The organism is Ruegeria sp. BE10, assembly GCF_056538905.1.
Map to the genome: position 1 here is coordinate 715,201 of NZ_JBQFTX010000001.1, position 15,211 is coordinate 730,411.

Here is a 15,211-nt window from a genome sequence, read left to right on the forward strand (position 1 = left end):
CTAACGTTTTTGCGAAGTTAAAGGCTGGCTTTCAGTTCAAGACGGCGCGCATGCAGAACCGGCTCGGTATACCCCGAAGGTTGAATACGTCCCTTGAATACCAGATCACACGCGGCCTGGAAGGCGATCCCGTCGAACCCCGGCGCCATCGGCGAGTATTCAGGATCATTTTCGTTCTGACGGTCCACCACGGCAGCCATTTTTTGCATCGCAGCCATCAATTGTTCTTTACTGACGACACCATGATGCAGCCAGTTGGCTAGTGCCTGCGAGGAAATCCGGCAGGTTGCCCGATCCTCCATCAGACCCACATCGTTGATATCCGGCACTTTCGAGCAGCCCACGCCCTGATCAATCCAGCGCACGACATATCCCAAAATGCCCTGCGCGCTGTTTTCGATCTCACGCGTGATCTCATCTTCGCTGAGGTTGCGGCCATCCAGCAGCGGTATCGTCAGCAAATCCCGCAACGTGCCACGGGCGCCACCAGCGGCCAGTTCGTCCTGACGGGCCAGAACGTCGACCTTGTGGTAATGCGTGGCGTGCAGGGTCGCAGCGGTCGGTGACGGCACCCAGGCGCAGGTCGCGCCGGATTGCGGATGGCCGATCTTGACCTCAAGCATCTCACCCATACGGTCGGGCATCGCCCACATGCCTTTACCGATCTGGGCTTTGCTCTTCAGGCCGCAAGCCAGACCGATATCGACGTTACGGTCTTCGTAAGACGCAATCCAGGGCGTGTTCTTGATGTCGCCTTTGGGCAGCACCGGACCTGCTTCCATCGAGGTATGAATCTCGTCCCCCGTCCGGTCCAAAAAGCCGGTATTGATGAAAGCCACGCGCGATTTCGCAGCTCGGATACATTCCTTGAGGTTGGCCGAAGTGCGGCGTTCCTCATCCATGATGCCCAGTTTTACGGTGTTGCGCGGCAGACCGAGAATGTCTTCGACCAAGTCAAAAATCTCGACCGAGAATGCCACCTCTTCCGGTCCGTGCATCTTGGGTTTCACCACGTAAACCGACCCGTTGACCGAATTGCCGCCTTCGCGCTGCAGATCGTGCATTGCGATCACAGTGGTGCAGAGCGCATCCATTAGACCTTCACCGGTCTCATTGCCGTCGGCATCCAGTACGGCGGGGTTGGTCATCAGGTGACCCACGTTACGCACCAGCATCAGCGAGCGGCCTTTCAGCGTTGCCTGCTCTCCATCTGCGGTGGTGTAATCGACATCCTCTGCCAGCTTGCGGGTGAAGGTATTTCCGCCTTTGGAAACCTCTTGCGTCAAGTCACCTTTCATCAGGCCCAGCCAGTTGCCATAGGCCACAACCTTGTCTTCGGCATCAACACAAGCAACCGAGTCTTCGCAGTCCATGATCGTTGACAAGGCCGCTTCGACGACCACATCGGCGATGCCTGCCGGGTCGGATGCGCCGATCGTGCTGGACGGATCGATCACGATTTTGACGTGCAGACCGTTGTTCTTCAGCAGTACGAATTCGGGGTTTTCAGCGGCGCCGCCATATCCAACAAAACGCGAGGAGTCCGCCAGCGCGGGCACCAGTGCCCCGTTTTCCACACGCAGTCCCGAGACATCCGCCCACGAACCGCTGGCCAGCGGTGCAGCGTCATCCAGAAAACCTTTGGCCCAGGCGATCACCCGTGCGCCGCGTTCAGTGTCATATCCTTTGCCAGTGGGAAGATCACCCATCGCATCAGTGCCATACAGCCCATCATACAAACTGCCCCAACGGGCGTTCGCAGCGTTCAGGGCAAAACGGGCATTGGTAATCGGAACAACTAACTGCGGCCCGGGGATTGCTGCGATTTCGGGATCGACATTTGCCGTTTCAATCTGGAAATCGGGGCCTTCTTCTACCAGATACCCGATTTCTCGCAGGAATGCCTCGTATGCGGCGGCATCATGGGCCTGCCCCTTGCGTTCCAGATGCCAACCATCAAGACGGCTTTGAATTTCCGACCGCTTAGCAAGCAGTTCCCGATTTTTTGGGCCAAGCTCATCAACCAAGCGGGCGAATCCGGACCAGAACACCTCGGGCGTGACACCTGTTCCAGGCAATGCCTGATTTTCGATGAAATCCGCCAGCTCCCAGGCAATCTGCAGCCCTTTCCGGGTTTCTCTGCCGCTCATAAGTCAATTCTCCCGCATTGTGTACGTTGGCATGCAGGCGTCAATTAGTGCGAAAGTTTCCGATAGGCAACAGACCCCTCAAGTTTCCGGTGGAATTTGAAGACCAAATTGACCTGCCTGGCGGCTCGGAATACCCAGCATCGGCTTGCGGCTGACAAGTGATCCCCATAACGTCACGCCAGAACTCAACCGATACGAGGCCCCCGATGCGTGACGCTGCCCCCACCACGATCTATCTGAAAGATTACACGCCTTTTGGCTATCTTGTGGACAGCGTGCATCTGACCTTTGATCTGGCAGATCATGCCACACGCGTTACGTCTCGTATTGCGTTCCGCCCCAACCCCGAGGCAACGGATCGTACGTTTTTTCTGCATGGCGAAGACCTGACCCTGATCCGGGCGGTTGTTGACGGGGTCGAAGTCACCCCCAATGTCACCGACAAGGGCCTGACTGTTGGAGTCCCCAATGCGCCCTTCATCTGGGAGGCCGTCGTCGAGATCGACCCCGGTAACAACACCGCGCTTGAGGGCCTGTATATGTCGAACGGCATGTATTGCACCCAGTGCGAGGCTGAAGGTTTCCGCAAGATCACCTATTACCCCGACCGGCCCGACGTGATGTCCGAGTTCACCGTACGTATCAACGGTGACTTGCCGATCTTGCTGTCCAACGGCAACCCCTCGGGCAAGGGAGAAGGCTGGGCTGAATGGACCGACCCGTGGCCCAAACCCGCCTATCTGTTCGCGTTGGTCGCAGGCGACCTGATCGCCCATCCCGGTCAGTTCACCACCATGTCGGGCCGTGACGTGGAACTGAACCTCTGGGTGCGCCCCGGAGACGAAGGCAAATGCGCCTTTGGGATGGAGGCGCTGAAAAAGTCGATGAAATGGGACGAAGACGTCTACGGCCGGGAATACGATCTGGACGTGTTCAACATCGTGGCCGTTGATGACTTCAACATGGGCGCGATGGAGAACAAGGGGCTGAACATCTTCAACTCTTCCGCCGTTCTGGCCAGCCCCGAAACCTCGACCGATGCCAATTTCGAGCGGATCGAGGCAATCATTGCGCATGAGTATTTTCATAACTGGACCGGCAACCGCATTACCTGCCGCGATTGGTTCCAGCTGTGTCTGAAAGAGGGCCTGACGGTGTTTCGCGATGCGCAGTTTACGTCCGATATGCGCTCGGCCCCGGTGAAACGCATCCATGATGCGATCGACCTGCGCGCACGGCAGTTCCCCGAGGATAACGGTCCGTTGTCACATCCGGTTCGCCCTGAAAGCTTTCAGGAAATCAACAACTTCTACACCGCGACTGTTTACGAAAAAGGCGCCGAAGTCATCGCCATGCTCAAACGGTTGGTGGGGGATGAGGCCTATGCGCAGGCGCTGAACCTCTATTTCGACCGTCATGACGGGCAGGCCTGCACCATCGAAGACTGGATCAAGGTGTTCGAGGATACGACCGGTCGCGATCTGACCCAGTTCAAGCGTTGGTACAGCCAATCCGGCACGCCGCGCATCTCAGTTGCCGAAGACTGGCAGGATGGCACCTATACCCTGACCCTGTCACAAAGCACCAAGCCAACACCCGGCCAGCCCAAGAAACTGCCGCAGGTAATCCCCGTCGCCGTGGGCCTGCTGGGCCAGAACGGGGACGAAGTGCGCGCCACCGAAGTGTTGGAGCTGACCGAAGCCGAGCAAAGCTTTACTTTCACTGGACTGGCAGCAAAACCTGTGGCCTCGATCCTGCGCGATTTCTCGGCCCCGGTCATTCTGGAACATGACCACACGGATGCCGAACGCGCATTTTTGCTGGCCCACGACACCGATCCGTTCAACCGTTGGCAGGCAGGGAGGTCGCTTGCGCAAGATACGCTGCTGCGCATGATCCGCGAAGATTCAGCGCCGGGAACGAACTATCTGGATGGTATGTTGGCCGTGCTGCGTGACGGCGATCTGGACTCAGCCTATCGCTCTTTGATGTTGGGTCTGCCAACGCAATCCGAACTGGCTGCGGCCTTGTTTGAAAGTGGTAATACTCCTGATCCGATGGCGATATGGACCGCCGTCGAAACCCTGCGCCAAGCGACCGCACAGCATGTGCAGGACCTGCTGCCAAGGCTGCACAGCGAAACACTGATCGACGCGCCGTTCAGCCCCGATGCTGATCAGGCCGGCAAGCGGGCGCTTGGTGGCGCAGTACTGTACTTGACTTCGCGGCTGGATGGCGGTGCCAAAGCGGTCGAGGAATACGCAGCAGCCGACAACATGACCCGCCAACTGACCGCCCTGTCTTGCCTGTTGCGGGCGGGCGCGGGCCAAACCGAACTGGCGGACTTTTACAGGCAGTGGCAGCATGACCGGCTGGTGGTCGATAAGTGGTTCGGCCTGCAGGTGGCAACGGCCTCTCCTGAAACTACGCCGGATGTTACGCGCACATTGACCAAGCACCCTGATTTCAATTGGAAGAACCCCAACAGGTTCCGGGCAGTCATGGGGGCGTTGGCGATGAACCACGCCGGGTTCCATCGTGCGGACGGGGCAGGATATGCGTTGTTGGCAGACTGGCTGATCAGGCTGGACCCGGTTAACCCCCAGACCACCGCCAGGATGTGTTCTGCCTTCCAGACCTGGAAACGCTATGACACCGATCGTCAGGACCTGATGAAAGTTCAGCTGACGCGTATCGCCGACACACAGAACCTGTCGCGGGATACAACGGAAATGGTGTCTCGCATCCTCGGCGCATGACCCCGTTTACTTTCCAACGCCACAACGGGACGCCACGCGCCGTCGTGATCCTGATGTGCGTCTACGCGGGGCTGATCGCGTTGGTTATTCTGTTCGATGCGGCGTGGTGGCTGGTTGGGTTGCTGAGCTTGCCCACCCTGCCCGCCCTTTGGGACATTGCGCATGGCACAAGTGCCGGACTAACCTTGGATCACCGCGCAATACGATGGTTTTCAGGCAATCGCGAGGCTGAGGTTGCCTTGGCCGATATCGACCATGTCCGGCTCGACACGCGCTGGGACTTTTCCGTGCGCACGTCACTGGTTCTGGCCTCGGGCAAGCGGATTCGGCTGCCGGATGAAGCCACACCACCCCACAAGACCCTTGAAACTGTCCTGCAAGACGCCGGATTACGGGTTGAACGGCACCATTTCACTGTTTTCTGAAACAATCAGTCGGAAAGGGACCTATTCTCCCGGCCTGTCACACAACACTCCCCAAAAAACTTGAATTTGAGGCGATTTTCGGTAAAAGTTTCAAGCTAACTTACCAGTTTGTTACGGTTTCGAGTTTTACCATGTTTCGGTTTTTCAGGGCACGTGAGGCCCTTTCTTATTTATCCAAGGGTCATTCCACGCAAAACGTGCGGGTAACCGACTGCGCGGTGACGGCATCACTGCCGGATAAAGGGCAATTGAACATTCCAGTGGCCGATATCAGGACCGAAGACCTGACCGCCCGTAACACCATTGAAGAAGGGCGCACACTGGCCAGACAGGACCGCTGGACCAAGCTGTCCAAAATGATGCATGCCGCCGACAAGGACCGCGCAATCGCATCGGACGCAACACCGATTGCCGATCTGTTGGCCTTTGGCGCGCGTTCCGACGTTGTATTGGCAGTGGAACATGCCCTGTCGGATGGCAGCGCGCTGTGCGAATATGACTTGCTGGGCGGTATCTCAGAGCTTGAAGACGAAATGCGTGAGCATCCGAGTGATCCGATGATTACGCTGGTGGTCGCCTTAACACACATTGACCTGGCCTGGGCATGGCGCGGAACCGCAACGGATGCCACGTTGCCGCCCCTTCACCGGTCGCGTTGCGCGGCCCATTTCGACCGGGCCGCAAACCTTTTGCCGACATGCCGCGCTGCGTTGCCAGACAGCCCCATTGTCGCAGCCGCAAGCTGTGCCCTGTTGGCAGGTCAACGGAAGACTAACCAGCGTGTAGCCGAAGAATACGAACGCCTGATCTCCCTGGACCCGCACAATCAGCGGCCTATGCGGGCGATGGGCACGCATCTGCTGCCGCGTTGGTTTGGCAGCTATGAAAAGCTTGAAGTTCAGGCACTGCGGAACGCCGCGCGGACTGGCGACATCTGGGGCGCTGGCGGCTATACTTGGGTCCAGTTTGACGCCATCGCATTGGACGAAGAGGCCTGCGCTCGTCTGGATGTCGAGTACTTCCTAGAAGGGTTGGATGACATTTTGCATCGCCGCCCCGATCAGCAGACTGTCAACATGCTGTCGGCCTATTGCGCCATCACGATACAGAACGGTCAGGGCCTGAACGAAAAGGCCGACCTTGTCCGCTCGCAAATTCACGAAGCTGCAAACAGGCTGATCCGCGACCACATGACTGAACTGCACCCGCTGATCTGGGCACATGCCGCGAATGGGTTCAACAACTCGGTTCGCATCAATTCTGCCGAACGGTTTGCAGCCCGCGGCAAGCGCGATGCGTTGCGTGCCATCCGTGATCTGTTCCGCGAGGAACTTCGCAGCGGCACGGACGTGACCTTTACACCGTCTGGTCTGCGCCTGTCTCAACACTGATTCCCCCTTGCCCCTCGCCCCTGCCGGGCCTAATACGCAGGCTTAGACTTCTGCGGAAATGAGGCGCGCCATGCTCGACCTGACATATGAAATGCCCAAACCCAAAACCATTGCCGGGGCCAAACACGATTGGGAACTGGTGATCGGGATGGAGGTGCATGCGCAGGTCTCGTCCAATGCCAAACTGTTCTCGGGCGCATCGACCCAATTTGGGGCCGAACCGAACGCGAACGTGGCCTTTGTGGACGCGGCGATGCCGGGGATGCTGCCGGTGATCAACGAATACTGCGTGGAACAGGCTGTACGCACCGGACTGGGCCTGAAGGCGAATATCAACCTGAAATCGGCTTTTGACCGCAAGAACTATTTCTACCCCGACCTGCCGCAGGGTTATCAGATCTCACAGCTCTACCACCCCATCGTGGGCGAAGGTGAAGTGCTGGTTGAAATGGGTGATGGAACCGCGCGCAACGTGCGGATAGAACGCATCCATATGGAGCAGGATGCAGGCAAATCGATCCACGACATGGACCCGCATATGTCCTTTGTCGATTTGAACCGGACCGGTGTCTGCCTGATGGAGATCGTCAGCCGCCCCGACATTCGCGGACCCGAAGAAGCGGCGGCCTATATCGTCAAGCTGCGTCAGATTCTGCGCTATCTGGGCACCTGTGATGGCAACATGCAAAACGGCAACCTGCGGGCTGATGTGAACGTCTCAATCTGTTTGCCGGGCGCGTATGAGAAATACCAGGAAACGCAGGATTTCTCGCATCTGGGCACCCGCTGCGAAATCAAGAACATGAACTCGATGCGCTTTATCCAGCAAGCGATCGAGGTCGAAGCCCGCCGCCAGATTGCCATTGTCGAAGCTGGCGGCAAGGTCGATCAGGAAACCCGCTTGTACGACCCGGACAAGGGTGAGACCCGCTCGATGCGGTCCAAGGAAGAGGCGCATGACTATCGCTACTTCCCCGACCCCGACCTGCTGCCGCTTGAGATCGAGCAGGCATGGGTGGACGACATCGCCGCCAAACTGCCGGAACTGCCCGACGACAAGAAAGCACGCTTCATAAGTGAATTCGGCCTGACCGACTATGACGCGTCCGTGCTGACCGCCGAGGTGGAATCGGCCGCCTATTTCGAAGAAGTTGCCAAGGGCCGCAACGGTAAGCTGGCTGCAAACTGGGTCATCAACGAACTGTTCGGTCGTCTGAAGAAAGAAGACCACGACATAACGGAATCGCCTGTGTCTCCGGCACAATTGGGTGGGATCATCGACCTGATCGCATCGGACGCGATCTCGGGCAAGATCGCCAAGGACTTGTTCGAGATCGTCTATACCGAAGGCGGCGATCCGGCGCAGATCGTCGAAGAGCGCGGCATGAAACAGGTGACCGACACCGGCGCGATTGAATCCGCACTGGATGAGATCATCGCAGCCAACCCGGCGCAGGTTGAAAAGGCCAAGGTGAACCCGAAACTGGCGGGCTGGTTCGTCGGCCAGGTGATGAAAGCCACGGGTGGCAAGGCCAACCCCAAGGCGGTGAACGAACTGGTCAGCAAGAAGCTGGGCTCGTAAAGCCTTCGAGATATCGAACAGTCGCGGCGGGGTTTGAACAAAACCCTGCCGTTTTTCTTTCCGCCACGTCCATGCGATCATGACTTTCCCAAAATCGCCAACATGTTAGATTGCCGGAACCCGGCAACCAGGAAAATCCGATGCAGCGCTACGAATACAAAGTTGTCCCAGCCCCGCAAAAAGGCACCAAGGCCAAGGGTGTCAAAACCGCCGAAGGACGGTTTGCAGCATCCGTGGAACAGCTGCTGAACGAGATGGGGCAAGACGGCTGGGAATATCAGCGGGCCGAATTGCTGCCCAGCGAGGAACGCACTGGCCTGACCGGTTCAGCCGTGAACTGGCGCAATGTGTTGGTCTTTCGGCGCGAGATCGAGGCGTCTTTTGTCTCGACCCGTAACCCAACAGAAACGCCGGACAGCGTGCCGCTGGCGCAACCCGTACCTGGACCCGAAACAGTTGCTGCCCCGGCTCCGATTGCCGAAGAGGTGAATGACCCGCCCCTGTCGCTGAAAGGGTCCGAGGCGAAATCCGAACCTCAGGAAAAGCCCTGATCGCGGCGAGTCTCAAGTCAAGCGCAGCACGTTTTTCCCTGTTGTATCGGAGGGCAAGGCACCGTTGCGTATGAGCAATAGACGCAGCAATCGCCCTCCAGAGGCTTCAGCACTTGGTGGCAGGATTTGCATTCATAGAACCACTGACACGCGTCCGTGGGCATGGTTTCCGTTTCGACGTGCCCACAGGATGGGCAGGTCAGGGTGGACTCGAGCGTAAAGGCCGTCTCCGTTCTGGACATTTGATCCCTCCCCTCAAAGCACTTTGGGCCAGCTACCCCCCAATATCCAGCGCCAGAGCATGGATGCGCGGCACGATATCGCCCAGCGCCTTGTGTACAGCGCGGTGGCTGGCGACGCGGGACTGGCCCTCGAACGCGCTGGCGCGGATGCGGACATTGAAATGGCTCTCGCCTCCGTCCTGATACCCGGCATGGCCGCGGTGGCTTTCGCTGTCGTCGATGACCTCCAGCTCACGCGGATTGAACGCGGCCTCAAGGCGCTGATGGATTTCGTCACTCACGCTCATTTTTTCGCTCAGCGGCAAAAAATTTACCGCCCCCCCTCTTCTACTTTCGGCTGCTTAGACTAAACTGCTGCCTCCGAGTCGAAAAGATGTGTTCGTAAGGATCAGAGCATGGTGAAATCAGACCCCTTCGGATTCGATATGTCCGTTTCCAGCGCTAAGAAAAAGAACCCGCGCGGGCGCCGGGGGATGTCAGGCGCATCTGAGACCTCGACGCGAATCTGCGATCACGAGGGGTGTCAGGAGGCCGGTAAGTTCCGTGCGCCGAAGGCGCCGGATGTGCTGGACGACTTTTACTGGTTCTGCCAGCAGCACGTCCGCGAATATAACAACAAGTGGAACTTCTTCGACGGCACCACCGAGGCCGAGTTGAACGCGCAACGCTCAAAAGACAAGGTGTGGGAGCGTGAGACAAAGCCGATGGGCGACCCCGAGGCCCGCGCCTGGGCCCGTCTGGGCATCGAGGACCCGCATCAGGTTCTGGGTGAGAACGCTACCAAGAACCCCGGCCGCGCCAATTCCGGAGGCCGCCGCCTGCCCCCCACCGAACGCCGCGCAATCGAGATTCTTGAAGCGCAGGATAGCTGGTCCAAGGCTGAGGTGCGCAAGGCCTACAAAAAGCTGATCAAGGTATTGCACCCGGACATGAATGGCGGCGACCGATCCCAAGAGGAACAGTTGCAAGAGGTCGTCTGGGCCTGGGATCAGATCAAGGACAGCCGGAATTTTAAGTAAGCTCTACTACGCTGAAAACGTACCCCGCAGCGCCTGCGCTTCGGGGTGTTTCAAGCAACGAAGTTTGGTTTTTGGCACCTGCGCGCTGTCACTGAGTTCGGGAAATAGCGCGCGCAGTTCGTCAACATCTTCGCGGCTGAAAGAATTCAAAGACTGACCGCCGACATACAGGCTTTCACTTTGCAGGCCATGCGAGGACAGGATGGCATGCTGCTCGCAGGCAATGTGAAAGTAGGTGACGGGCTCATCCGTTCCTATCTGACGGATCGTATCATCGTTGACCAGATGAATCGCGGCCGAGAAGACCATCGGTTCCCCAAATAGCAACTCAGCCCGCCAGCCTTCAATCACAATCCGGTGTTGCGGGGATACGTACAGATCGCGGTTGGGCAGACCTTTGCCTAACGCGTTGCGCTGAATTCTCACTGGGCGAAACCTTGGCTGGAAGCGCAAAGTCTGAGCGCTGAGTGTTCGTTTCCCGATCCAAACAATAGGAAGGGTTTGACCATCAGATACGCAAACCCTGTCGCCCACCGCCAAATCCTCGACCGGTCGCGGGCCTGCGGTTGTTTCGATTAAGGTACCGGCAACAAAACAAGGCGGGTTCGACGGATCGAGATCACTCTGAGTGATCTTCCAATTGCCGGTGCTCATTGGTCCGGTTGGGTCGTTTGTGTCCCAAGCGAAAATCTGTGTGCCGACCTGAATAAATTCGCCGGAGTCGCCGTTGCTCACCCTGGTGCCTTGCCCAAGGTAGGTATAAGGCTGAAACGTAAGGCCCCCGTCGAATGAGATCGTTTGACCATCAACAATCGCTGGCTGAGTCGTGTTTTGAACGACCAAGTCACCCGGGCCAGTTGTGTTTACGGTGTGCAGTAGGACATCAAAAGCCATCGAATTCGCCCTTTGCGCCAGCAATGGTCAAAACGGGGGCGCCATCATGCGACGGGTGGATGGGCACTCTTTCGCGACTGCTAGTCTCGTTCAATTACGCCTCACAAATTAAGACAATCGGACTATTCCCTTAAGCTCAGTCTACAAGATTCTATTTTAACCCAAATTAAATATTTCGATATTTGTATTTGATTGAGAATATTCTTCCTTACAAGCACCCTCCTTGATCGCTTTAGCTATCTGTGCGCATTCATCCCGATAAGGCCAGTTTCGAAGAAACATCCTCTCAGCCTCCGCGCGACGCCTCTTTCCCTTGCCCTTCCCGGCAATATGTTGCACCACACACGGGTTCAAACCCGGCAAAACGGGCCAAAGGATAAGGACAAGGCGAATGGCTGACGGATCGATTGATATCAACGCAAAACCCACCGAGGAAATCTCGGTTCGGGACGTATTCGGCATTGATACCGACATGGCGGTCAAAGGCTTTGCAGAGCGCAGTGATCGGGTTCCAGCCATCGACCCGACCTATAAGTTTGATCCCGAAACCACACTGGCGATTCTGGCAGGGTTTTCACATAACCGCCGGGTTATGATTCAAGGCTATCACGGCACCGGTAAATCGACCCATATCGAACAGGTTGCCGCCCGCCTCAACTGGCCAGCTGTACGTGTGAACCTGGACAGCCACATCAGCCGGATCGACCTGATCGGTAAGGATGCGATTAAACTGCGTGACGGCAAACAGGTCACTGAATTCCACGAGGGTATCCTGCCCTGGGCGCTGCGCAACCCTGTTGCCATCGTGTTCGACGAATACGACGCAGGCCGCGCCGACGTGATGTTCGTGATCCAGCGCGTGCTGGAACATGACGGCAAACTGACTTTGCTGGACCAGAACGAAATCATCACGCCGAACCCGAATTTCCGCCTGTTCGCCACTGCAAACACCGTGGGTCTGGGTGACACAACTGGCCTCTATCACGGCACGCAGCAGATCAACCAGGCGCAGATGGACCGCTGGTCGCTGGTCTCAACCCTGAACTACCTGAGCCACGACGCCGAGACGATGATCGTCCTGTCGAAAGCGCCGCATTACAATACCGAGAAAGGCCGCAAAACCGTCAGCCAGATGGTGACCGTTGCTGATCTGACCCGGACCGCCTTTATGAATGGCGACCTGTCCACCGTGATGAGCCCGCGAACCGTGATCAACTGGGCCCAGAACGCCGAGATTTTCCGTGACGTAGGATACGCCTTCCGCCTGTCTTTCCTGAACAAATGTGACGAACTGGAACGCCAGACCGTTGCCGAGTTCTATCAGCGTTGCTTTGACGAGGAACTGCCGGAAAGCGCTGCCAGCACAAGCCTGGGATAAGTAGGTGCAATTTGCCGCGCAAAAATGCGTGTTCATCCACGTACCAAAAACCGGAGGAAACTTCTTTACGCGCTGTTTCCTTCGGTTCTCAGACGATGCCATCGTCACCAGCGGCCATCAAGATGGCACAGACCGGTTCGAATTAAGCGGTGACGCTACCAAATCCAAGCATCAGACACTTGCGGAATACAGCCAACTGATTGGCCCGGCCTTTGCCGAATATACCGCTTATGCCTTTGCCCGCCCCCCGGTCGAGCGGATGATCTCGCTGTACTATTCTCCCCACCGCTGGATGCGCGCGCAAGAAGGGGGTGGTTTCGGCCTTGATCCCCGCAACGAACCAATAAACCTTGAGGAGTTTGAGACACTTGTGTCGGCTAACAAATCCATCTCGGACTTGTTGGATATCAAAAATATATCAGGTAGCTTAACCGTCAACAAAAGCGCCCGGCATGCATCAGGGGCGCGCGTGTCACTGCTGAATTTTGCCGATTTACAGCACGGGCTTGAGACATTTGGCCGGGAAAACGGCTTTGACCTGACCGACATGCCCGGCAAGAAAGTGAACTCCAGTGTTGTAAGCGATCCCATGAAGCTCAACACCGGACAAATGCGTGACTTGACGAATATCGTTATGCGCTCGCACCACGGCAAAGATCAGAAATTGTTCCGGAAAAATGGGCTTAAGGGAGTGCTTGAGGGTCTTATAGGATGGTTCAGGTAGGAACCGCCAAGTCGTTCTGGGGCGCACAAGGCTGGGCAATCCCCTAGTCCCGTAGTTTATAGTTAGTTTGACGCACGCCACCCTTCGAGACACCCCATGATTTTACCATAGGTCCCGCTCTGGTTTCATGCGAAAACGGGGTTGGCCCTATGGTCAAGGCCCTGAATTGGCACTAGGTTGCCGGGACAGAACAAGACCGGACTGCCACCGATGAGCAAACCCAACGACAACCCCGCTGATCCGTTCAAGAAGGCTTTGGCCGAAGCCACCAAGGTTATGGCCGACGACCCTGAATTGAACGTGACCTACACAGTCGACCCTTCTGGTATATCGGGCGAGTCGATGCGTCTGCCGCAAGTCAGCCGCCGGATGACGCGCGAAGAGGTTTTGCTGGCACGCGGTACAGCGGATGCTCTGGCGCTGCAGCGAAAGTACCATGACGACGCCACCCATGCGCGCTATGCGCCTCCGGGTGATATGGCGCGGGATTTGTACGAGGCGATGGAAGTCGCGCGATGCGAGGCGATGGGTGCGCGGGATATGCCCGGCACTGCCAGCAATATCGACGTCAAGATTGGGCATGAGGCCCTGCGGCGCGGATACGACCAGTGCAAGCAGCCAGCGGATGCACCGTTAGCGGTTGCTGCGGGCTATCTGATCCGGCACCTGGCCACGGGGCGGGACCTGCCCCCGGCGGCCTCTAACATCATGAACCTGTGGCGTGGATTTATCGAAGAACAGGCCGGTGGCACGCTGGAAAACCTAGACGAACTGCTCTCGGACCAGGCGGAATTCGCCAAGTTTGCCCGCCAGATGATCAAGGATCTGGGTTACGGCGACCAGCTGGGCGATGACCCTGATGAGTTGGACGACGAACAGGAAGATCAGGCTGAAGACGACGCCGAGGAACAGCCCGATCCCGACAGCACCGGCCAGGATGACCAAGAGGAGCAGGACGCCGACGCCACGCCCGAGCAAACGCAGGAAGAACAGCAGGACCAGTCTCAGGCGCAGGTCTCGATGGATGAGATGGCCGAAGATGAGATGGGCGATGAGGCAGAGATGCCCGAAGGTGAGGCTCCTCTGGAACCCCCTGCCCCCCCGCCGGCATCCGAAGCTGATCCCGATTACAAGGTCTATCTCAACACCTACGACGAAGAGATCGCAGCCGAAGATCTGGCCGAACCGGCCGAACTGGAACGACTGCGAGCCTACTTGGATCAGCAGTTGGAGCCCCTGAAGGGCGCTGTTAGCCGATTGGCCAACAAGTTGCAGCGTCGCCTGCAGGCACAACAGAACCGCAGCTGGGAATTCGACCGCGAAGAAGGCATTTTGGATGCGGGCCGTCTGGCGCGAGTTGTGGCAAACCCGACTACGCCGCTTAGCTTCAAGGTTGAGAAAGACACCGAATTCCGCGACACGGTGGTAACGCTGTTGTTGGACAACTCGGGCTCGATGCGCGGGCGTCCGATTTCTATTGCGGCGATCTGTGCGGATGTTCTGGCGCGCACGCTGGAACGCTGCAATGTGAAGGTTGAGATTTTGGGCTTTACCACCCGCGCGTGGAAAGGCGGATTGGCACGCGAGGCATGGCTGAACGATGGTCGCCCGCAACAGCCGGGGCGTCTGAATGATTTGCGCCACATCATCTACAAGGGCGCGGATGCCCCTTGGCGGCGCGCACGGCCCAATCTGGGCCTGATGATGAAAGAGGGGCTGCTGAAAGAGAATATCGACGGCGAGGCGTTGGAATGGGCGCATCGCCGAATGCTGGCCCGGCGCGAAGCACGCAAAATTCTGATGGTGATTTCGGATGGTGCACCAGTTGACGATTCTACGCTCAGCGTCAACCCCGCGAATTATCTGGAAAAACACCTGCGCGACGTGATCGCCATGGTGGAAAAGCGCAAAATGGTGGAACTGCTGGCTATCGGCATCGGTCACGACGTCACCCGCTATTACGACCGCGCGGTGACGATCACTGACGTCGAACAACTGGCAGGCGCAATGACCGAACAACTGGCAGCCCTGTTCGATAGTGATCCTCGCGCACGTGCGCGGGTGATGGGGATGAAAAGGGCCAGCTGAGGCTGGCC

General features: G+C 57.6%; 13 protein-coding genes. 9 read left to right on the plus strand and 4 right to left on the minus strand.

The features are described 5' to 3' along the window. Positions 1-17 precede the first annotated feature (17 nt). Entirely contained in the window at positions 18-2,150 is a 2,133-nt protein-coding gene (locus tag ACR0M2_RS03570) for a malate synthase G (protein WP_480704052.1), read from the minus strand. A gap of 206 nt (positions 2,151-2,356) precedes the next feature. Between ACR0M2_RS03570 and pepN the strand changes: the two genes are divergently transcribed. The 5 genes from pepN to ACR0M2_RS03595 all read left to right on the plus strand — a co-directional run bounded on the left by pepN (position 2,357) and on the right by ACR0M2_RS03595 (position 8,858). Then, the gene (pepN, locus tag ACR0M2_RS03575; RefSeq protein WP_480704053.1) at positions 2,357-4,909 is read left to right on the plus strand and encodes an aminopeptidase N; all 2,553 of its coding nucleotides are present in this window, start codon (positions 2,357-2,359) and stop codon (positions 4,907-4,909) included. Beyond that, the gene (locus ACR0M2_RS03580; RefSeq protein WP_170504715.1) at positions 4,906-5,334 is read left to right on the plus strand and encodes a hypothetical protein; all 429 of its coding nucleotides are present in this window, start codon (positions 4,906-4,908) and stop codon (positions 5,332-5,334) included. Before pepN ends, ACR0M2_RS03580 begins: the two co-directional genes overlap by 4 nt. A gap of 131 nt (positions 5,335-5,465) precedes the next feature. Then, entirely contained in the window at positions 5,466-6,725 is a 1,260-nt protein-coding gene (locus ACR0M2_RS03585; protein ID WP_480704054.1) for a hypothetical protein, read from the plus strand. A gap of 70 nt (positions 6,726-6,795) precedes the next feature. Continuing rightward, on the plus strand, positions 6,796-8,307 hold the full coding sequence (gene gatB, locus ACR0M2_RS03590; protein ID WP_480704055.1) for an Asp-tRNA(Asn)/Glu-tRNA(Gln) amidotransferase subunit GatB: 1,512 nt from the start codon (positions 6,796-6,798) through the stop codon (positions 8,305-8,307). Between the two features lie 140 nt (positions 8,308-8,447). After that, the gene (locus ACR0M2_RS03595; protein ID WP_170360230.1) at positions 8,448-8,858 is read left to right on the plus strand and encodes a DUF4177 domain-containing protein; all 411 of its coding nucleotides are present in this window, start codon (positions 8,448-8,450) and stop codon (positions 8,856-8,858) included. Between the two features lie 17 nt (positions 8,859-8,875). On the opposite strand, the gene ACR0M2_RS03600 is transcribed toward ACR0M2_RS03595, so the two are convergent. Both ACR0M2_RS03600 and ACR0M2_RS03605 read right to left on the minus strand, forming a co-directional pair. Further along, positions 8,876-9,100, minus strand: coding sequence for a GDCCVxC domain-containing (seleno)protein (locus ACR0M2_RS03600; RefSeq protein ID WP_226688691.1), 225 nt, complete (start codon positions 9,098-9,100; stop codon positions 8,876-8,878). 32 nt (positions 9,101-9,132) lie between these two features. Beyond that, positions 9,133-9,387, minus strand: a complete 255-nt coding sequence (locus ACR0M2_RS03605; protein WP_170360232.1) for a BolA family protein — start codon at positions 9,385-9,387, stop codon at positions 9,133-9,135. 108 nt (positions 9,388-9,495) lie between these two features. Here ACR0M2_RS03605 and ACR0M2_RS03610 point away from each other — a divergent pair, with 108 nt between their 5' ends. After that, positions 9,496-10,119 carry a J domain-containing protein gene (locus ACR0M2_RS03610; protein ID WP_366551550.1) on the plus strand — a complete coding sequence of 208 codons (624 nt, stop codon included), beginning with the start codon at positions 9,496-9,498 and terminating at the stop codon, positions 10,117-10,119. A 6-nt stretch (positions 10,120-10,125) separates the two neighbouring features. On the opposite strand, the gene ACR0M2_RS03615 is transcribed toward ACR0M2_RS03610, so the two are convergent. Continuing rightward, the gene (locus tag ACR0M2_RS03615) at positions 10,126-10,854 is read right to left on the minus strand and encodes a Hint domain-containing protein (protein WP_480704056.1); all 729 of its coding nucleotides are present in this window, start codon (positions 10,852-10,854) and stop codon (positions 10,126-10,128) included. A 550-nt stretch (positions 10,855-11,404) separates the two neighbouring features. Between ACR0M2_RS03615 and cobS the strand changes: the two genes are divergently transcribed. From cobS to cobT, 3 genes are all read left to right on the plus strand, one after another. Beyond that, positions 11,405-12,391: a cobaltochelatase subunit CobS gene (gene cobS / locus ACR0M2_RS03620; protein WP_170360236.1), complete on the plus strand. Its 987-nt coding sequence runs from the start codon at positions 11,405-11,407 to the stop codon at positions 12,389-12,391. Between the two features lie 4 nt (positions 12,392-12,395). Continuing rightward, the gene (locus ACR0M2_RS03625; RefSeq protein WP_480704057.1) at positions 12,396-13,115 is read left to right on the plus strand and encodes a sulfotransferase family 2 domain-containing protein; all 720 of its coding nucleotides are present in this window, start codon (positions 12,396-12,398) and stop codon (positions 13,113-13,115) included. Positions 13,116-13,325: 210 nt separating this feature from the next. Next, on the plus strand, positions 13,326-15,203 hold the full coding sequence (cobT, locus tag ACR0M2_RS03630; protein WP_170348067.1) for a cobaltochelatase subunit CobT: 1,878 nt from the start codon (positions 13,326-13,328) through the stop codon (positions 15,201-15,203). The last annotated feature ends 8 nt before the right edge of the window (positions 15,204-15,211 follow it).